This is a genomic window from Azospirillum sp. Marseille-Q6669 (assembly GCF_965111635.1).
Genome location: NZ_CBCOOP010000003.1, coordinates 225,785 through 245,057, shown reverse-complemented (window position 1 = coordinate 245,057; position 19,273 = coordinate 225,785). Strand labels below are relative to the sequence as shown.

General features: G+C 67.9%; 14 protein-coding genes. 5 read left to right on the top strand and 9 right to left on the bottom strand.

Features of this window, described 5'->3' with window-relative positions:
- Positions 1 to 364 precede the first annotated feature (364 nt).
- Entirely contained in the window at positions 365 to 1,570 is a 1,206-nt protein-coding gene (locus ACWPXE_RS18505; RefSeq protein WP_454018954.1) for a hypothetical protein, read from the bottom strand.
- Between the two features lie 334 nt (positions 1,571 to 1,904).
- On the opposite strand from ACWPXE_RS18505, the gene ACWPXE_RS18500 reads away from it, so the two are divergent.
- Complete coding sequence (locus ACWPXE_RS18500) at positions 1,905 to 2,747, top strand: hypothetical protein (RefSeq protein WP_454018953.1); 843 nt, start codon at positions 1,905 to 1,907, stop codon at positions 2,745 to 2,747.
- A 76-nt stretch (positions 2,748 to 2,823) separates the two neighbouring features.
- The gene (gene mutL, locus ACWPXE_RS18495) at positions 2,824 to 4,725 is read left to right on the top strand and encodes a DNA mismatch repair endonuclease MutL (protein ID WP_454018952.1); all 1,902 of its coding nucleotides are present in this window, start codon (positions 2,824 to 2,826) and stop codon (positions 4,723 to 4,725) included.
- A gap of 60 nt (positions 4,726 to 4,785) precedes the next feature.
- On the opposite strand, the gene ACWPXE_RS18490 is transcribed toward mutL, so the two are convergent.
- Entirely contained in the window at positions 4,786 to 5,682 is an 897-nt protein-coding gene (locus tag ACWPXE_RS18490) for a LysR substrate-binding domain-containing protein (RefSeq protein ID WP_454018951.1), read from the bottom strand.
- A 135-nt stretch (positions 5,683 to 5,817) separates the two neighbouring features.
- Between ACWPXE_RS18490 and ACWPXE_RS18485 the strand changes: the two genes are divergently transcribed.
- Both ACWPXE_RS18485 and ACWPXE_RS18480 read left to right on the top strand, forming a co-directional pair.
- Positions 5,818 to 7,020 (top strand): MFS transporter, encoded by a 1,203-nt coding sequence (locus tag ACWPXE_RS18485; protein WP_454018950.1) that lies wholly within the window; start codon positions 5,818 to 5,820, stop codon positions 7,018 to 7,020.
- 73 nt (positions 7,021 to 7,093) lie between these two features.
- On the top strand, positions 7,094 to 7,855 hold the full coding sequence (locus ACWPXE_RS18480; RefSeq protein ID WP_454018949.1) for an SDR family oxidoreductase: 762 nt from the start codon (positions 7,094 to 7,096) through the stop codon (positions 7,853 to 7,855).
- Positions 7,856 to 8,031: 176 nt separating this feature from the next.
- On the opposite strand, the gene lipA is transcribed toward ACWPXE_RS18480, so the two are convergent.
- The 7 genes from lipA to ACWPXE_RS18445 all read right to left on the bottom strand — a co-directional run bounded on the left by lipA (position 8,032) and on the right by ACWPXE_RS18445 (position 16,393).
- Positions 8,032 to 8,949 (bottom strand): lipoyl synthase, encoded by a 918-nt coding sequence (gene lipA, locus ACWPXE_RS18475; protein WP_454018948.1) that lies wholly within the window; start codon positions 8,947 to 8,949, stop codon positions 8,032 to 8,034.
- A gap of 181 nt (positions 8,950 to 9,130) precedes the next feature.
- Positions 9,131 to 9,916: an SDR family NAD(P)-dependent oxidoreductase gene (locus ACWPXE_RS18470; RefSeq protein WP_454018947.1), complete on the bottom strand. Its 786-nt coding sequence runs from the start codon at positions 9,914 to 9,916 to the stop codon at positions 9,131 to 9,133.
- A 58-nt stretch (positions 9,917 to 9,974) separates the two neighbouring features.
- On the bottom strand, positions 9,975 to 11,108 hold the full coding sequence (locus ACWPXE_RS18465; protein WP_454018946.1) for an acetoin dehydrogenase dihydrolipoyllysine-residue acetyltransferase subunit: 1,134 nt from the start codon (positions 11,106 to 11,108) through the stop codon (positions 9,975 to 9,977).
- An 18-nt stretch (positions 11,109 to 11,126) separates the two neighbouring features.
- Entirely contained in the window at positions 11,127 to 12,158 is a 1,032-nt protein-coding gene (locus tag ACWPXE_RS18460; RefSeq protein WP_454018945.1) for an alpha-ketoacid dehydrogenase subunit beta, read from the bottom strand.
- A gap of 41 nt (positions 12,159 to 12,199) precedes the next feature.
- Positions 12,200 to 13,183: a thiamine pyrophosphate-dependent dehydrogenase E1 component subunit alpha gene (locus tag ACWPXE_RS18455; RefSeq protein WP_454018944.1), complete on the bottom strand. Its 984-nt coding sequence runs from the start codon at positions 13,181 to 13,183 to the stop codon at positions 12,200 to 12,202.
- A 56-nt stretch (positions 13,184 to 13,239) separates the two neighbouring features.
- Positions 13,240 to 14,283, bottom strand: a complete 1,044-nt coding sequence (locus ACWPXE_RS18450) for an ATP-NAD kinase family protein (RefSeq protein WP_454018943.1) — start codon at positions 14,281 to 14,283, stop codon at positions 13,240 to 13,242.
- Between the two features lie 175 nt (positions 14,284 to 14,458).
- Complete coding sequence (locus ACWPXE_RS18445) at positions 14,459 to 16,393, bottom strand: sigma-54-dependent Fis family transcriptional regulator (RefSeq protein ID WP_454018942.1); 1,935 nt, start codon at positions 16,391 to 16,393, stop codon at positions 14,459 to 14,461.
- A 513-nt stretch (positions 16,394 to 16,906) separates the two neighbouring features.
- Between ACWPXE_RS18445 and ACWPXE_RS18440 the strand changes: the two genes are divergently transcribed.
- On the top strand, positions 16,907 to 19,150 hold the full coding sequence (locus ACWPXE_RS18440) for a PAS domain S-box protein (RefSeq protein ID WP_454018941.1): 2,244 nt from the start codon (positions 16,907 to 16,909) through the stop codon (positions 19,148 to 19,150).
- Positions 19,151 to 19,273 lie beyond the last annotated feature (123 nt).

The window sequence follows — 19,273 nt, the reverse complement described above, 5'->3', positions numbered from 1 at the left end:
ACCGCTGGTACACACCGGCGGCATAGGTATCGCACACCCACGATGCACCCAAAGCCGCCCGACCCGAGGCGGCTTTTGTGTTTTCAGCACGCGGTGCACGCAAAATCCTCCTGACGGTCACGGCGGCCTCCCTTACCAACCGGAGGTCACATCATGTCCGATTTCGATTTCGACGTCGTCCCCCGCCCCCCCGGCCGCATGCCCCCCCCCCCCCCCAACGGACCGGAAACCGGGGGCGACGGCCCCCCCCGCCGCCAAGCCCGGCCCGCGGTGCCCGCCCCGGGCCGGGGGCGCCCCCGCCTTCCCCGCCCCGCCATGGCGGTACGGGACGGCGGGGCGGTCCATACGCAAGAACGGCCGCCGCTTACGGCAGCGTGACCGGCGCGGCGGTGGCGAAGCCGAGCTGGCCCAGTTGCGCGTCGAAGAAGTAATTGTAGGCCAGCAGCAGGTTGATGCCCGTGTTGACGAAGGCGATGTCGGCGTCCGGCACGACCGGTTCCAGCGACGCCGGGGCCGCCGCGGTGGACAGCGCGGTGTTTATGGCGAAGATGTCCTTGACCGGGGCCGCGCTGGACATGGAGAAGCTGTAGGTCATCACAGGCTCCGCGTCGGGGCTGGACCCGTTCGGCACGGCGATGGTGATTTCCGCTCCGCCGAGATTGGCCACCCAGTTCTTCACCTGCGGAACGCTCATCATCGCGCCGGTGACCCCGCTGTCGAGCAGCAGCGTGGCGCTCAGCGGCAGCGCGTCGTTGATCGTGCTGACGGTGATGGTCGCCGGAGCGGTCAGCCAATAGGGCTGGGCCGGCGCCGCCGGCCAGGAGGTTCCCGATGCCGGGGCGCAGTTGCAGTCGTTGGTGACGTTCGGCGTGACCGGCGGCTTGGCCGAAGTCAGCGCGACGGTCTGCCCGTTGAAGGGGGCGGCCGTGAACTGGGTGGTCGTGACGCCCAGCGCTATGCAGCCGCTCGCCCCGCTCCCCGCCGAGGACAGCAGATAGGACGGGTAGAGCGGCTGGCCGTTCGCCGACGCCGAGAGGAACGGGTTGCTCAGCGTATAGACCACCTGATCGGATTGACCGGCGTTCGCGGTGTAGCCCAGCGCCGGGCGGCCGAAGCCGACGCCCATCATGCCCATGCCCGGATCGACCGGACTCTGGACGCCGGGCGTGCCGGTGTTGCCGGCGTATTGCGCGCCGAAGACCACCAGCGGCCCGGCCTCGCAGACGGAAACGACCTGCTTCGAGTCGTCCAGCGACGCGCCGAGCGCCAGGCTGGGCACGAGATAGAGGCAGCCGGCCAGCGTGTTGCCCGACGGGTGATAGGTGATCTGCGCCGGCCCGAGCGACACAACGCCCGCGGCCAGCCCCTTCGACGTGGCGCCGTCGATCATCAGCAAAGTTGCGGGGATGACGATGCCGGTCGAACCGGTGTCGACCTGCACCTCATGCAGCAGGCCACTCGGCGTGCCGATGGTGACGTTGAGGGAGTTGCTGTAGCCCGGCAGGTTGAAGGGCTGGCGGACCACCGGAATATCGACTGGCGCGGCGTAGGTGATGGGGGTATCGGACATGTGCTGCTCCCACAAAAAATCGGACGGAGCAGCACATTTCCTCAGATCAAATGAACATTCAAACATCTCATCAATACGCACGCATTTGTATTATTATAATTTCCTAGAAAAAAGGAGAAAGAGACCAAGAATGCTTGATGGCTTATATTTTCACGGACCACGACGACGATTCGTCCTCCAGTTTATTGCCCCAAGAAAAGAAGCGGACGCCGACACGCGCCATCCGACCGGACGCTTCCGCCGCATGGACAACCGACCCCGCCCCCGGCATCATCGCTCACCACCTCGGGATGCATCCCGAAGGCCGCACCATCGAAAAGCGGGGGAAGCGCGCATGTCCATCACCGACGTCACCAGCAGCACGCCCGCCGCTTTCGGCGCCAACGCCAAGCCGGCTCCGGCAAAAGGACCCGATGCTGCCACGTCGGGAACCGCCGCGCCAACGATCGGCCGCAACGGCGCGGTGGATATGGTCAGCCTGTCTCCCGACGCGGTCCGGGCCATGAAGGCCGGGGTCATCTCCTTCACGGTGCCAAAGGCCGACGAGGCGGCGGCGAAGGACCCGGTGGCGGCGCGCATGGAAACCATGCTCGCCCGCCGCGACTACGACCTCAAGCAGGCCGACTACATGCGAGAGGCGATGGGCATGCTGCGCCAGACGCTCAACCTGCCCGAGGACCAGCCCATTTTCCTGGGTGGCGCTGCGCATGGCCTGCTGGACAAGCTGGCGGCGAAGAACGGCCTCCGCAAACCCGAGATGCCGGACGCGCTGCGCGCCGCCGGGGTGAAGGACCCGTTCGCGGAGGACGCCGACGCCGAGTCCGGCGTGATCGGCGTCGGCATCCCCAACAGCGGCAAGGAGATGCAGGTCGTCTTCGACCGGCTCGGCCTCGCCGGCCGGTTCGCCAAGACGGACGATCCGCTGCGCATGATCGCGCTGAAGGACGGGAGCGACCACAGCGGCCCGCTGCTCGGCGCCATCAAGGAGGGAACGCTGGGACGCCTCACCGACACCCGGCCGGACCAGGGTGCCAGCCTGTGGGCGGTGACCGACCGAGATGGGGAATCGAACGCCCGGGTCCTCGCCTCCGTCCGCTCGGTCGGCATGGACGACGTCGCCACCGACATGGCCACGAACCTGCTGAAAGGGCTGAAAGGGCTGTTCGCCGGGGCCTGAGGCCCGCCGCGCCGGTTCGCCGCGCACGCCCCCGCTCATGGTGGTATTCCTGGCGTGAGCCTACTATATTTGGCGGATGCCGATCCGCATGTTGCCCGACACGCTCGTCAACCGCATCGCCGCCGGCGAGGTGATCGAGCGGCCCGCCGCCGCCGTCAAGGAACTGGTGGAGAACGCCATCGACGCCGGGGCCACCCGCATCGACGTGGTGGTGCGTGATGGCGGCAAGTCGCTCATCACCATCACCGACGACGGCTGCGGCATGGGACCGGACGATCTGGCGCTCGCCGTGGAGCGGCACGCCACCTCCAAGCTGCCGTCCGACGACCTGCTCGACATCCGCTCCTTGGGCTTCCGCGGGGAGGCGCTGCCCTCCATCGGTGCGGTCAGCCGCCTGACCCTGACCAGCCGCCCGCGCGGCGCCGACAGCGCCTGGGCGCTGACCGTGGACGCCGGCCTGAAGGGCGCGCCGCAGCCCGCCGCGCTGGCCCAGGGCACCCGCGTCGAGGTGCGCGACCTGTTCGCCGCCGTGCCCGCCCGCCTGAAGTTCCTGAAGGCCTCCCGGACCGAGTTCGACCACATCGGCGACTGCATCGAACGGCTGGCCATGGCCCATCCCGGCGTGGCCTTCACGCTGGACGGCGACAACCGCTCCCCGCTGCGCCTGTCGGCGGCGCAGGGCGACCTGCTCGACGCCCGGCTGACCCGGCTGGGCGCCCTGATGGGCCGCGATTTCCAGGACAACGCCGTGCCCGTGCAGGCGGCGCGCGAGGGGGTGACGCTCGCCGGCTGGATCGGCCTGCCCACCCTGCACCGCCCGACGGCCCGCCACCAGCATCTGTTCGTCAACGGCCGCCCGGTGCGGGACAAGCTGATGGTTGGCGCGGTGCGGGCGGCCTACGCCGATTTCCTGCCGCGCGACCGCCACCCCATGCTGGCGTTGTTCCTCGACCTCGACCCGCAGGAGGTGGACGTGAACGTCCATCCCGCCAAGGCGGAGGTGCGGTTCCGCGACCAGGGCTTGGTGCGCGGGCTGATCGTTGGCGCGCTCAAACACGCGCTGGCCGAGGCCGGGCATCGCGCCTCGACCACCGTGGGGCTGGCGACTCTGGGTGCGCTGCGCCCGGAGAGCAGCGAGATGGACGCGGACGGAGCCATTCCATCGCCCTCCCCCCTGCCCTACCGCAGCCCGGGGCACCAGCCGGCGCAGTCCTGGGGCGGCAGCTACGGCTCCGTCGTTCCGCGCGGGCTGGCCGACCGGGCGACCGCCTTCCAGGCGCCCCATCAGGCGCCGCTCCCTCCCTTGCAGGGCCGCCTCGCCGGCTGGCAGGCCGCGCCCGCCGCGCGCCCGCCGGACTACTCGGCCCAGGCCGCCGCCACTGCTCCGCCGCTGGACAGCCACCCGCTGGGCGCGGCCCGCGCCCAGGTCCACAACACCTACATCGTCGCCCAGACCAGCGAGGGCATCGTCATCGTCGACCAGCACGCCGCCCATGAGCGGCTGGTCTATGAAAGGATGAAAACCGCCCTGTTGGAGGGCGGCGTTAAGCGGCAGGCCCTTCTGATCCCGGAACTGGTGGAGTTGGACGAACCGTCCGCCAACCGTCTGCTGGGCCGCGCCGCGGAACTGGCCGAGCTGGGCCTGGCGGTTGAGGGTTTCGGCCCCGGCTGCGTCCTGGTGCGCGAAGTGCCCGCGCTGCTGGGCCAGAGCGACGTGAAGGGCCTCGTCCGCGACCTCGCCGAAGAGTTGGCGGAGTTGGGCGATGCGCTGTCGTTGAAGGAACGGCTGGAGCATGTGTGCGGCACCATGGCCTGTCACGGCTCCGTCCGCGCCGGACGGTCGCTCAGCGTCGAGGAGATGAACGCCCTGCTCCGCCAGATGGAGGCCACCCCCCACAGCGGCCAATGCAACCACGGCCGCCCGACCTATGTGGAGCTGAAGCTGTCCGACATTGAGCGGCTGTTCGGGCGCCGCTAGATTTGTCGGACACCACCTGCGCCCACCATGGCCGAGAGGACCGGGGTTCAGCCCGGTTCGTCATCGTGATCCCCGCGCTTCTCCGGCAAGCCAGTCGACGAAGCCGGCAACCAGCTTTCCGGCAGCGGCCTGACGTGGAATAAGCGCGACATACCCCGTCCTCGGCACCCGGATCTCCGGCAGCGGCGTCATCAGCCTTCCGTTGGCAACGTCGATCCCGAGCATTGGCAACGGGCCGATCCCAATGCCAAGCCCATCTTCCACCGCCTGACGGGTCACGAAAAAGTGATCAAATATCTGGCGGGGATGCCCGGCAAGGTGTTCGAGCCCTGCCGCCTCCAGCCAGTTCGCCCAATCACCGGCGCGGGTTTCGCTTGCAAGCAGCGTATGTCCCTCGATGTCGGCGGGCTTCCGGATCGGCCGTCGCGCGAACAGCGCCGGGCTCATGATCAGCGTATCCACATCATCCAGCACCGGGACGACGCGATGGTGAGGCCACACGTCGTCCCGGGCTACGCCGCGCCGGATCGCCACGTCGACCCCACCGCGCAATTCCTCAAGCACGGTCGAAACCGTGGTAACCGCGACTTCGACCTGCGGATGATCGGCGTGGTACCGGTTGAGGCGCGGGATCAGCCAGCGCATCGCGAAGCTGGTCGGGGCGCTGACACGCAAGATGCGGCGCGCGTCGGGCCGGCCACACGCTTCCGCCGCGACGGCCAGACGATCGAAGGAAAGACCGACCTCGGCGGCGAAAATTCTCGCCATCGGCGTCGCGACCATGCGGCGTCCGTCCTTCATGAAGAGCCTCTGCCCGAGCCAGCTTTCGAGCGCAGCGATCTGGCGGCTTACCGCGCCATGGGTGAGGCCGAGTTCGGCCCCGGCTTCGGCATAGCTGCCGGTCCGAGCCGCAACCTCGAAAATGCGCAAGGCGTTCAAGGGGGGAAGGCGGCGCATGTGCGATCCGTGAGAAAAACGAACGTTACTCGTGATGCAAAGCATACTAGTCGATGAAATCTCACACGTATACCATGCTGTTGAGATGAGCCCAGCTGAGCAATGCCCGTTGCATTTGCGAGAAATCCATCAACGATGAAATCGAGACATTGCAGTAATCAACAAAAGAGAAGCCTGGCGGGGGCATGCCTCGCCCACGCGCTGCACGACGGGTACACCGACGCTCTCTATGTTTTCCTGCCGGTATGGCAGGCGCAGTTCGGCCTTTCCTATGCAGCGCTTGCCGTCGTCCGCGCGCTCTATTCCGGGACGATGGGAGGCCTGCAAATCCCGGCCGACCGAGTGCTCCGCAGCTTGTCGCCGCGAGCGGCGTTGATCCTGTCGACCGTCCTCGCATTGACGGGCTTGCTGATCATGGCGTCGCCGTTCGGCTTTGCGGGTCTTTGCATCGGCCTCGTGGTGGCCGGCGTCGGATCGAGCATCCAGCACCCATGTGGGTCCATGCTCGTCACCGTGAGTTACGGCACGGCATCGCGACACCCGCTCGGCATCTACAACTTTTCGGGCGATCTTGGAAAAGCCGCGCTGCCGGCACTCGTCGCGGTGCTGCTGCCGACTCTCGGCTGGCAGCCGGTGCTGGGGCTGATGGCGGTGCTTGGAATCGCCCTGTCGGTCGTCCTGGTGCCGCTGGTGCCGGCGGTCCCCCTCACCAGGACCGCCAAGACGGGGGCGGCTTCCGGCCAGGGCCGCGGCGGCTTCGGCATTCTGACGGCGATCGGCGCGCTCGATACGGCGACCCGCATGGGCTATCTGCTGTTTCTGCCCTTCCTCATCCATGGACAGGGTGGAGACTCGGCGACGGTCGGAATCGCGCTCGCCCTGCTGTTCATCGGCGGTGCGTTCGGAAAGGCGACGTGCAGCCGGCTCGGGGAGCGGCTGGGGGTCGTCGGCAGCGTCATGCTGACCGAAGCCGCAACGGCCTTGCTGATCACGGCGACGCTGTTCACGCCGTTGACGCCAACGCTCATCCTGCTGCCGCTGCTCGGCATCGTGCTCAACGGCACCTCTTCGGTGCTCTACGGCACCGTGCCGGAGCTTTCCGACGGCGATACGGGCCGGGCTTTCGCGGTTTTTTACACGAGTGTGATCGGTTCCGGAGGCGTTGCACCGATCCTCTACGGCGCGATTGCCGATCACAGCACCCAGACGATTGGTGTGCTGGCCTCGGCGGCGACCGCCGCCCTGATCGTTCCGCTTGTCCTGACGCTGAGGCCCCATCTGAGCAACTCCACCGCGGGACCGTACGGGCAGGCCGGCGTCTCCCGGCACCGGAGTTGAGGTGGATTGGCCAAGGCCGGCAATGAGCCGCCGGCATTCCGTTGCTTCCCGCCACCGCATGAAGGCTCTTCCAATGAACACCATCCCTCAGGCGCCGCTGATTTTGATAACGGGTGGCGGGCGTGGCATGGGCGCGGCGACCGCACGGCTTGCCGCCGCCCAGGGCTACGATGTCGCAATCAGCTTCGTCGCCAACGAGTCCGCGGCCCGTGCGGTGGCGGCGGATGTGGAAGCTCTGGGGCGCCGGGCTTTGCCCGTGCGCGCCGACAGCGCGGACCCGGCGCAGGTCACCCAGTTGTTCGCCGCGATCGACCGGGAGTTCGGCCGGATCGACGTCCTGGTCAACAACGCCGCGGTGCTTGCGCGGCAGTCCCGGACCGAGGATCTCGACTTCGAGCGGATGCAGCGCATCTTCGCGGTCAACGCGATCGGCCCGATCCTCTGCGCGCAGCAGGCAGCGAAGCGCATGTCGTATCGCCACAACGGGCGGGGCGGCGTGGTGATCAACATCTCATCGGCATCGGCCCGGCTCGGCAGTCCGAATGAATATGTCGACTACGCCGCCTCGAAGGGGGCCCTTGAAACCTTCACGATCGGCTTCGCCAAGGAGGTCGCGCGGGACGGCATCCGCGTCAACTGCATCCGCCCCGGGCATATCTACACGGACATGCATGCGAGCGGTGGAGAGCCGGGACGGGTGGATCGAGTCAAGGACTCGATCCCCATGGGACGAGGCGGTCAGCCCGAGGAGGTCGCGCGGGCGATCCTATGGCTGGCGAGCGCCGAGGCCTCCTTCATCACCGGCACGTTCCTCGATGTCACCGGCGGCAAGTGAGCAACGGGGTCGGCGTTGGGCCCTGCCCTCGACGAACCGTACCAACACAGATCATATCAGCGCCTCGGCCTGTGCGAGCGTCTGGCCCGCTGCATAGAGGACCCGCGTCCTTCTGATCGCTGTCGGGTACGCCGATGCCGACGACGGCGATACCCTGCGCAGCGATCCCGTGGTCATCACCGCCCTGTTGGAAACGGCTGCCCTGCGCTTCGCACCAAAGCCGCGAAGTCCTGTTCGGCGTGGTAGGAGGAGCGGGTCAGCGGGCTTGCCGAAACCAACCGGAAACCCTTGGCCCGTGCTGCTCGTTCGTATTCGGCGAACTCCCCCGGCGGGGCGTAGCGCACCACCGGGTGGTGGCGCGGCGTGGGCCGCAGATACTGGCCGATGGTCAGGAAATCGACGCCCGCCACCCGCAGATCGTCCATGACCTGAAGCACCTCGGCGCGCTCCTCGCCAAGGCCCAGCATGATGCCGGATTTGGTGAAGATCTCCGGGTGCCGGTTCTTGGCCTGATCGAGAAGGCGCAACGAGTGATAGTAGCGCGCCCCCGGCCGCACCGTCGCGTACAGGCGCGGCACGGTTTCCAGGTTGTGGTTGAAGACGTCCGGCCGGGCATCGGCGACGGTCTCGATGGCTCCCGTCTTGTTGCGGAAGTCGGGAGTCAGGATCTCGATCGTCGTTGCGGGCGAGACGGCGCGGACCCGTTCAATGCAACGCACGAACTGCCGGGCACCGCCGTCCGGCAGGTCGTCGCGGTCCACCGAGGTGATGACCACATGGCGCAGGCCGAGTTCCAGAACCGCCTCGGCCAGCCGGTCCGGTTCTTGCGGATCGAGCGCGTCGGGCCGTCCGGTCGCCACGTTGCAGAAGGCGCAGGCCCGCGTGCATACGCTGCCCAGGATCATCACCGTCGCGTGCCGCTTGCTCCAGCATTCGCCGATGTTGGGACAGGCGGCCTCCTCGCAGACCGTGTGCAGGGCATGTCGGCGGACGAGGGCGCGGGTGTCCTCATTGGCACCGGTCGACGGCGCGCGGGCCCGAAGCCAAGCCGGTTTCTCGGCCTGATGAACAAGCGCAGTGGGTGACGCGGGCATGGCCGTTACTCCGCCGCGACGGCCGGGGCCGCCGGCTGCACGATGATCTCCACGTTCCGGTCCTTGTTGTGGACCAGTTCTTCGAACCCGCGCGAGACGATCATGTTCGTTTCCTCCAATTGTGTCGTTGCCAATTTTGCCGTTGAACGGTGCGCGTCGGCTCGAAATCGCCGGGTTGCGGTCAGATGAAGACCATTCCGCCGTCGACCAGCAGGGATTGGCCGGTCATGAAGTCGGAATTGGACGAGGCGAGGAAGCGGGCCACCCCCACCAGATCCTCCGCCGTCGAAGGACGGCCCAGCACGGCCCCGGCCGCGAAATGGTTGAACGCCTCGTCCTCGGCCGTCGTCAGGCCAGTGTCGCGGAATCCCTTGTCGATGATCTTCCACATCTCCGTCGCGACGACGCCGGGGCAGATCGCGTTGGCGGTGATCTTCTCCTTGCCGAAGGCGCGCGCCGCCGCCTGGGTCAAGGCAACCACCGCGAACTTGCTGGCCGAGTAATGGGCGAGCGGTTCGTACCCTTGCTTGCCGGCGATGGAGGCGGTGTTGATGATCTTTCCACCCCCGCCTTGCGCGCGGAAGGTCTTGATCGCCTCCTGCATGCCGATCAGCACACCCAGCGCGTTGACGTCGGTGACGAAACGCCAGTCCTCCTCCGTGATGTCGAGAAAGGGCTTGGTCTGGGCGACGCCCGCGTTGTTGAAGATGACGTCGAGGCGCCCGAAGGAGGCGACGGCCGTGTCGATCATGTGGCGGACGGCGGCGCGGTCGCGGACGTCCACCGTGACCGCGACGGCGTCGCCACCCTCCGCGCGGATGGACTCCGCCACCGTCCGCGCATCCTCCTCCGTACGATCGGCAATGATCAGCCGCGCACCGTCGGCCACGAGCGCGCGGGCTATGGTGGCGCCGATCCCGCGGCCGGCACCGGTGACGATGATGCTCTTGTCCTTGAGGTTGGGCATGGTGCGTCTCCAGGGGCCGGCTTGAGAGAGCCGCAAGCCGGCCGGACGGGTGGAAGGGTCAGGCGTTTTTCGTGACGTGGTCCTTGAGGAGGGCGTTGACCTTCCCGGCCGCCTCCATCTGCACCATGTGACCGGCGTTCGGGACCACCTCGACCCGCGCGGCGGAGCGTAGCGCGGTGGCGTGGGCGGCGGGGATGACGCGATCCTCCGCGCCCCACACGACCAGCGTCGGCACCTTCGCGGCCTCGACCGCCTCACCGAGAATGGCCGTCTGTTCCCCGTTCCCGAACATCGAGGACGCAATGGCCCGAAGCGCACCGTCCACGCCGTCCAGCCGCTTGTACTTCAGCAGGTCGTCGGTCATCTGGCGGTTGACGAGGCCGGCGTCGGCGAACAGGGTCTCCAGCACCGGCTTCAGGTCGCGGCGCGAGGTCGCGTCGATGAAGCCCGTGATGTAGCCCTGGTTGATCTCCCGCCCCAGGCCGGCCGAGCAGATCAGCGACAGCGACGCCACCCGCTCCGGCGCGTCGAGCGCCGTGCGCATGGACACCGCACCGCCCATGGAATGGCCGACCAGATGCGCGGCCTTGATGCCCACCGCGTCCATGAAGTCCCGCACCGCTTTCGACAGGCCGGACAGCGTCGGATCGGGCAGCGTCTTGGCGGACTGGCCGTGCCCCGGCAGATCCAGCGCGTAGACCGTGGCGCCCTCCGCCAGGGCGTCGATGGTGAACAGCCAGTTGTCGAGGTCGCCGCCGAAGCCATGGACCAGCAGCACGGTCGTCGCCCCGTCGCCGCGCTTGGCGTAGCGGATGGTGCCCGCCGCCGTCTCGGCGAACTTGTAGCGCGGGCCGGCATCCGCCCCGTCCTCCTCGCCGTCGGCGGCGGGGACGGCGTAACCGGCGATGAAGGCATCGATGTCGCTGTCCGGCACGTCGGGTTCGGCCAGCACGGCGATCAGCGCCTTCACCGGGTAGACGGTGCCGGGCTCGCCCAGCACCCGGCGCAGCACGCCGGTCTCGCCGGCCTCGACCACGTTGGTGATCTTGTCGGTCTCGACCTCCAGCAGGTCGTCGCCCAGGTTGACGGTGGCTCCCGGCTGCTTCAGCCAGCCGGTGACCTTGCCCTCCGACATGGACAGGCCCCACTTGGGCATGACGATGGGCTTGATGCGCTCGTTGAGAGTGGTCATGAAAAAGTGGCTCCGGGATCAGGCGGCGAGGGTGCTGCGGGGCGAGGGGGCCATCGTGCGGCGGACGGCGGCGGCGACGGCCTCGGCGCTGGGGATGTAGAGATCCTCCAGCGAGGGCGAGAAGGGCACCGGCGTGTGCGGCGGCGTCACCATTTGGATGCCGGACTTCAGCGCGCCGAAGGCGTTCTGCGCCACGAAGGCCGAAATATCGGTGGCGAGGTTGCAGCGCGGGTGCGCCTCGTCCACCACGACCAGCCGGCCGGTGCGCTCCACGCTGTCGATGATGGTGTCCCAGTCGATGGGCGACAGGGTGCGCAGGTCGATGACCTCCGCCTCCACCTTGTCCTTGGCGAGCGCGTCCGCGGCCTCCATGGCGCGGTGGACGGTCAGGCCGTAGCTGACGATGGTGACGTGATCGCCGTCACGGAGCACGTTCGCCTCGCCGAAGGGGATGGCGTAGGACTCCGCCGGCACCTCGGTCTCATGGCCGTAGAGGTTCTTGTGCTCGCAGAAGATGACCGGGTCGTTGTCGCGGATCGACTGGATCAGCAGGCCCTTGGCGTCATAGGCGTTCGACGGGCAGACGACCTTCAGCCCCGGGATGTGGGTGAACAGCGGGGTGAGCATCTGCGAATGCTGGGCCGCCGCGCGGAAGCCCGCGCCGACCATGCCGCGGATCACCACCGGCGTTTCCGCCTTGCCCCCGAACATGTAGCGGAACTTGGCCGCCTGATTGAAGATCTGGTCGAAGCAGACGCCCATGAAGTCCATGAACATCAGCTCCGCAACCGGGCGCATGCCGCAGGCGGCGGCGCCGATGGCCGCACCGATGTAGGCGGATTCCGACAGGGGCGTGTCCAGCAGGCGGTCGCCGTGCTTGGCGAACAGGCCCTTGGTGACGCCCAGCACGCCGCCCCAGGCGTCGTCCTCGCCGGGCGCGCCGGTGCCGCCGACGATGTCCTCGCCCATGAGGATGACGGTCGGGTCGCGGCGCATTTCGAGGTCCAACGCCTCGTTGATCGCCGCCTTCATGCTGATTTTGCGGGACATGGTGTTTCCTCCGGTGAATGCCGTTTTTTGGCGTGGGCCGCTCAGTAGGCGACGTAGACGTCTTTCAGCAGGTCGGCGGCGACGGGCAGCGGAGCCGCCTTGGCGCAGCGCACGGCGTCCTCGATCAGCGCGTTCACCTCGCGGTCGATGGCCTCCAGCTCGGCGGGGGCGACGGTGCCGGTTTCGGTCAGGCGCTGGGAGAGCAGCTTGATGCAGTCGCGGTTGGCGCGCAGGTTCTCCACCTCGCCCTTGGCGCGGTAGGTCTGGGCGTCGCCTTCGAAATGGCCGTAGAAGCGGACCATGTTGCATTCCAGCAGCGCCGGGCCGCCGCCTTCGCGGGCGCGCCTGATGATTTCGCCGGCCGCCTCGTGCACCGCGAAGAAATCGGTGCCGTCCACCGTCACGCCGGGCAGGCCGAAGCCGGTGGCGCGGTCGATGTAGCTGTCGCAGGAGACCGCCCATTCCATGGCGGTGGACTCGGCGTAGCCGTTGTTCTCCACCACGAAGACGACCGGCAGGTTCCACACCGCCGCGAGATTCATGCTCTCCAGGAAAGTCCCCTGGTTCGACGCGCCGTCGCCGACGAAGGTGATGCCGACCCCACCGTCGCCCCGGAACTTGGCGGCCAGCGCCGCCCCGCAGATCAGCGGCGCGCCGGCGCCCAGGATGCCGTTGGCGCCCATCATGCCCTTCGACAGGTCAGCGATGTGCATCGATCCGCCCTTCCCCCGGCAGGCGCCGGTGGAACGGCCGTAGATCTCCGCCATCATCTCGTGGACATCGACCCCCTTGGCGATGCAATGACCGTGGCCGCGATGGGTCGAGGCGATGCGGTCGTTGTCGTTCAGGTGCATCATGATGCCGGTGGCGCAGGCCTCCTCACCGGCGTAGAGGTGCACGAAGCCCGGAATGTCGCCCTTGGCGAAGTCGATGTGCAGACGCTCCTCGAACTCACGGATGGTCCGCATGGTCCGGTAGGCTTGCAGCAGGTCCGCTTTGTCGAGTGGATAAGGATTGTTGGTCACTGACGTTTCTCCCTTGTCAGATTTTTCAAAGGCAGGTTTTTCAAAGACGGGCTTTTTCAAAGCTCGGCCGTGACCGGCGCCGGGGCGCCGGTCAGCAGCCTGTTCTGGGCGGCGTACTGCATGCAGCCGCCCACGTTCACGGTGCGGAAGGCGTCGTCCCGGAGCGTCAGGGAGACGCGGTCTTGCGCCGAGAATGCGATTTCCCGCTCGCCGTCGAGCGCGATGGAGCCGGCCTTCACCTCCGGCACGAAGGGCACGCCGGCCGGCATGCGGCGCCAATCAGCGACGCCGACCGAGGCCATCAGCCCCGGCGCGATGGGCGCGCGCAGCACCGTCATGCCGGTCGCCGGCGTGCCGAGACGCACCATCAGTCCGCCGCTCTCCTCCCGCGTTACCGGCTCCAGCAGGCCGGCGATGGCCGACATGCCGATGACCTCCGGGTCGGCGAAGGTGACGAACAGCTCGCGGAAGCTGTCCGGCTTCCACAGGGCGCGGGCCCCGACGTAGCGCTCGGTCACCAGAGCGACATCGACCAGCGCGATCTCCTCCACCCGGCCGTTGAGCGACACGTCGATGCGCTTGTTCGCCGCGAAGGCGATGTCCGCCGGCACCTGCCCGGTCACGGCCAAGCCGGTCGCCAGCCCGGTGATGGTCGGCTCGCGGTGTTCGGGAAAGGCGTTGTTGGTGCCGGTGGAGATGCCGGCCACGGGGACTGCCCCGCAGTGCGCCACCACGGCGCGGTGCGTGCCGTCGCCGCCCAGCACGACAATGGCGGCGACTCCCGTCCGGCGCATCTCGTCCGCCGCCCGATGGGTGTCGGCGACGGTGCCGGTGACCGGCATGGGCAGCGGGTGAATGGTGGGATAGGGCGCCTCGCCGTGCGCCGCCGCCCGTGACAGCCCGCGCGCCACATGACGCCCGATGCCGCCATGCTCCGGCATCATCATGACGTCGGTGACCCCGCAGGCGCGCAGCGCGGCCAGCACCCGCAGGACGATGTTGGCGCGATCCGTGATCTGGAGGTTTGCCGCGTTCGCGACGACCCGGCGGATGTCGCGTGCGGATACTGGATTGGCAATGATGCCGATGACCGGTGCCACGCGTCCTCCCCTTCGCTTCGATGTTTTGAAGGGGTGTATGGCAAGAGCCGTGCCAAATGTGCGTACGGCTGACTATCGTTGTTCTGCAACAGTTTGCGCGACGAGTGGCGGTGTTGCGATCGCCTCACCTGTTGCATGACCTGTTGCAGGGGCGCTGCAACAGGTGTTGCATGCCTCAATCCAACCGGTGCGGCGGGACGATGCCGAAACGGCGCATCTGGCGGTGGATGGTCGAGCGGTCCACGCCCATGTCCCGCGCCGCCGCCGACACGTTCCAGTGCAGGCGGCGCAACACCTCGCGCAGGCGGACGGCGGGGTCGGCGCTGTCCGGGGCGGGCGTCGGAGCGCTGGCCGGCCACGCCTCGAACACGCCGCTGCGCTGCACGGGGTCGGGAATGTCCATCAGTTCGATCAGCCCGTCGGTGCAGACGGCGCAGGCGTAGTCGAGCGCGTTCACCAGCTCGCGCACGTTGCCGGGCCAGCCGTGAGCGCGCAGGGCCGCCAGCGCCGGAGCGGCGATGGTGTAGTCGACGCCGTCCCGCTCCGTCCGCTCGGCCAGCAGCCGGTCGATCAGCCAGTCGAGGTCGCCGCGCTGGCGCAACGGCGGCACGGTGAACACCGCGCCGTTGAGACGGAAATACAGGTCGTCGCGGAACGTCCCGGCCTTGATCAGTTCGACAAGATCGCGGTGGGTGGCGGCAATGACGCGCACGTCCACCGACACCGCCTTGGTGCGGCCGATGGGGGTGACCTCCCGCTCCGCCAGGACGCGCAGCAGGCGTGTCTGCGACGACAGCGGCATGTCGCCGATCTCGTCCAGGAACAGCGTGCCGCCGTCCGCCTCCAGGATCAGCCCCTTCCTGCCCCGCGACGTGGCCCCGGTGAAGGAGCCGGGCTCATGGCCGAACAACTCGCTTTCGATCAGCGCCTCCGGCAGCGCGGCGCAGTTCACGGCGATGAAGGGCTTGGCCGCGCGCACGCTCGACCGGTGCAGGGCCTTGGCGAGGTGTTCCTTACCGGTGCCGGTCTCGCCATGGATAAGCAGGCTCATCCGCGTGTTCACCAGCTTCGCCGCGCGCGTCAGCACCGCTTTCAGCGCCGGATCGCCGCCGCACATCGCCTGGAGCGGTTTGGGCAGGCTTCCCTCGTCTTCTTTGCGTGGGCGCGGGACGGCGATGGCCGGCGGCGGCATCGCCTGCGCGAACAGGGGTGTCCCACTGCGCCGCAGCCGAAGGGTGCGCTGGTCGGTGGGCAGAGAGCGCACGAACCGCACCAGGTCATCCACTTGGCAGTCGAACAGGTCGGAGAAGGACCGCCCGATGAGATGCTCCCGGTCCTCCCCCTCGCCGGCCAGCAGTCGACACGCACGGTGATTGAATCCGATGATCCGCCCGGCGCCATCCAGCGCGATCACGAAGTCCGGATCGACCTCCGCGAACTCCTGGGAGGCGGAGAGCTTGACCACCCACTCCCGGCGGAAATTGTTGTAGAGGTTGGCGTTTTCGATCTTGTGCGTGTAAGCCTTGACCAGCTGGAGGGCCAGATACTGGCTGATCTTGGGCTCCGGCGAACGGAGCGCGGAGATGTCCAGCACCGCCGCAAGCCCGCCGCCGCTGTGGAACACCGGGGCCGCCGTGCAGGTGAGGGGAATGTGGGTCGCGTCGAAATGGTCCGTCTGGTGGACGGTCAACGCCTCGCCCGTGGCGATGCAGGTGCCGACCGCGCAGGTGCCGGCCCGGCCCTCGTTCCAGTCCGCGCCGAGATAGAGGCCGGTCCGGCGCAGGTCGTTGTCCGACGCCCGGTCTCCGATGAAATCGACGGTGACGCCGTTGCTGTCGGTCAGCAGCAGGGCGTAGCCCATGCCGGCCACCTGATGATACAGCGCCTCCAGCCCGAAGCGGGCCATGCGCAGGAACTCGTCCATCGCGTCGCGGTGCAGGCACAGGCGCTCGTGCGGCAGAATGTAGGCCTCGCGCCGGACGGTCGGATCCAGCTTGTGGTCGGCCACGCACCGGCGCCAGGATGCGGTGATGATGGCGTCGCGCTTCGACGCGATCCCTTCCGAGACGCGGACCAATTCGTTGATGTGCGCCGCTTTGGCGTTCTCCATCAGCGTATCCTCCCTGGAGCGCAATCGCTCTGATCTGGTCAGCCAGATCGGAGCAATATATCAAGCGCCTCGTCACACAGGCAATTTGTGCAATAGTATTGCAGGCACTTGAGCCGCGGCCCGGAAATGAGCCCCTCGGCTGGGCCTGTTCAGGTTCCGGCAGCTTTCGTGCCAGCCTCCGTTTCGGAGGTGAAGGATGCGGCGCCGCGCCGCTCTTCGACCAGTGACGGCGACTTGGTTGTGCACCGCAACGCTCCGACGGCGTCCCGCTGACCAAAAGCCATGGTGAAAGCCGCTGCGATCGACTGTTAAAGCCAGGAACCATGCGGGACAACAACGTGCCGACGCACCGGCCTGCCTTCGGACCCTTCATTCTTGGGACTCATCGGCCATAAGGCAGCCTAAGCGTTCGGATCGGGGGCCAGGAACATGAGTCGAGATCCGCACGTCGGGGGAAGCGCACAGGGGAGCACACGGGCGTCCACCCGGCCGCCCGCCCGGTATGATGACGAGTTGGAGCAGGCGCTCACCGCGGCCGAGGATGCCCGCGATGAGGCCATGCGCATGGCCCGGGAAAGCGACCGTCTCCAGGCGCTTCTGATCGACCGCGATCGCGAGGTGGCCCGTTTGCGGGCGGAAGCCGAGCAACGCGAGGCGATCTCCCGGACGCTGTTGAGTCAGGTCGAGACGACGGTGCGCGACCGGCATTTCCGGGACGCCAGCACAGCCGAGGAGTTGCAGGTCGCCTTGGAGGAGTTGGAGGTCACCAACGCCGCCCTTGCCCAAGCCAACGAAGAGCTTGAGAAGAAGATCGTCGAGAGGACCGCGGCCATCCGCGCGAGCGAGACCAAATACCGCCTGCTGTTCGAGGCGATGGACGAGGGCTTTCTGCTCGGCGATGTCCTCTTTGACGAAGCCGACCGGCCGGTCGACATCCGGTTTCTTGAGGCGAATCCCTCCGCGACCCGCTTGATGAGGCAGGATGTCGTCGGGCGGCGGCTTCGGGAGATCGATCCGTCCTTCGAGCCCCATTGGTACGAGGTCTTCGGCCGCGCCGCGCGCGCCGGCAAGGCCACCCGTGCGGAGTTGTGCGCGAAGCCGTTGCGCGCCTGGTTCGACTTTTGCGTCTTCAAGGTGGGCGATGCCGACGACCGGCATGTCGCCATCGTGTTCAAGGACGTCACCGAGCGCAAGCGGATCGAAGACGCGCTGAAGCGGTTCAACGCCACCCTGGAAGAGCGGATCGCCGAGCGCACCCGCGAGCGTGACCACTTGTGGGAGCTCAGCGAGGACCTCCTCGTCTATGCCGATTACGACGGCCGCCTGCTGCGGATCAGCCCGTCCTGGTCGCGCCTGCTGGGCCATGAGCATGCGGCGTTGCTCGCGCGTCCTTACAGCGAGATCATTCACCCGGAAGACATCGGGCTGGTGCAGGCGGCGCTGGACGAGCTTCGCGACCGCCGCCGCCCCATGCGGCTCAAGTGCCGGATCCTTGCGGCGGACGGCTCCTGGCGCTGGATCGCCTGGGTCCTCTCGCCCGATCCGGACGGTTGCCACCTGCACGGCGTCGGCCGCGACATCACCGCCGAGGAGGCGGCCAGGGCGGCGCTTCACACCGCCGAGGAGCAGCTTCATCAGGCGCAGAAGATGGAGGCGGTGGGCCAGTTGACCGGCGGTGTCGCCCACGACTTCAACAACCTGCTGATGGCGGTGCTCGGCAACCTCGATCTGCTGCGCAAGCACCTGGCCACCGACCCCAAGGCCAAACGGCTGATCAGCGGCGCCATGCAAGGGGCGCGGCGCGGGGCGACGTTGACCCAGCGGCTTCTCGCCTTCGCTCGACGCCAGGATCTGCAGACGCAGCCGGTTGCCTTGGGTGCCCTTCTGGACGACATGAGGAATTTGCTGGAACGCTCGGTAGGCCCGCGCATCGTGGTTCGCCTGAAGGTGCCCGCCGCACTGCCGCCGGCCCTGGTCGATCCCAACCAACTCGAACTGGCGATCCTCAATCTGGCGGTCAACGCCCGCGACGCCATGCCGGAGGGCGGCACGCTCACCTTCGACGTCACCGAAGCAGCCGGAACCGCAGCGGGCGGGCGCGCATCCGGCCCCTTCCTGCTCCTGAGCGTTCAGGACACCGGCATGGGCATGGACGCGGACACGCTCGCGCGGGCCGTCGAGCCGTTCTTCTCGACCAAGGGCGTGGGCAAGGGCACGGGGCTCGGGCTTTCGATGGTGCACGGGTTGGCGGTGCAGTCCGGCGGGGCGTTTCGGCTGTCCAGCGCGCCCGGTCGGGGGACCCTCGCGGAGCTGTGGCTGCCGGTGGCCGCCACGCCGGCCGAAGCCGCGGAGCCGACCATGGACCCCGCTGTAGACCCTGCTGTGGAACCGGTCGTGGAAGCAGCCCCGGCCACGATCCTTGTTGTCGATGACGACGCGTTGATCGCCATGAGCACCGTCGACATGCTCACCGATCTCGGCCACACCGTCCTTGAGGCGAACGCCGGCCCGCCGGCGCTCGATGTGCTGAGAGGGAACCAGGACATCGACTTGCTCGTGACCGACTACGCGATGCCCGATATGACGGGGGCTGAACTCGCATGCGAGGCGCACAGGATCCGTCCGGATCTGCCGGTGCTGCTGGTGACCGGCTACGCGGATCTTCCCGACGGGGCCATCATCGATGTGCCGCGGCTCGCCAAACCGTACACGCAACAGCAGCTCGCCATGGCCGTGGCCAAGCTGCTGGCGGGGTAGCCAGAGCCGCTCGAACGTGAAACAAGCGGGCGCGGGAGGTATGAACAGGATGTCTTCCCGGACGCGATATGCCTTTTGAACCAGCGCACCAGGGCGTTGCTGACAGGTTGGCGGAACAGCCGG

Coding starts and splice junctions, on each gene's coding strand:
- ACWPXE_RS18505 (WP_454018954.1), bottom strand. CDS start 1,570: ATGTCCGATACCCCCATCACCTACGCCGCGCCAGTCGATATTCCGGTG.
- ACWPXE_RS18500 (WP_454018953.1), top strand. CDS start 1,905: ATGTCCATCACCGACGTCACCAGCAGCACGCCCGCCGCTTTCGGCGCC.
- mutL (WP_454018952.1), top strand. CDS start 2,824: ATGCCGATCCGCATGTTGCCCGACACGCTCGTCAACCGCATCGCCGCC.
- ACWPXE_RS18490 (WP_454018951.1), bottom strand. CDS start 5,682: ATGCGCCGCCTTCCCCCCTTGAACGCCTTGCGCATTTTCGAGGTTGCG.
- ACWPXE_RS18485 (WP_454018950.1), top strand. CDS start 5,818: ATGAAATCGAGACATTGCAGTAATCAACAAAAGAGAAGCCTGGCGGGG.
- ACWPXE_RS18480 (WP_454018949.1), top strand. CDS start 7,094: ATGAACACCATCCCTCAGGCGCCGCTGATTTTGATAACGGGTGGCGGG.
- lipA (WP_454018948.1), bottom strand. CDS start 8,949: ATGCCCGCGTCACCCACTGCGCTTGTTCATCAGGCCGAGAAACCGGCT.
- ACWPXE_RS18470 (WP_454018947.1), bottom strand. CDS start 9,916: ATGCCCAACCTCAAGGACAAGAGCATCATCGTCACCGGTGCCGGCCGC.
- ACWPXE_RS18465 (WP_454018946.1), bottom strand. CDS start 11,108: ATGACCACTCTCAACGAGCGCATCAAGCCCATCGTCATGCCCAAGTGG.
- ACWPXE_RS18460 (WP_454018945.1), bottom strand. CDS start 12,158: ATGTCCCGCAAAATCAGCATGAAGGCGGCGATCAACGAGGCGTTGGAC.
- ACWPXE_RS18445 (WP_454018942.1), bottom strand. CDS start 16,393: ATGGAGAACGCCAAAGCGGCGCACATCAACGAATTGGTCCGCGTCTCG.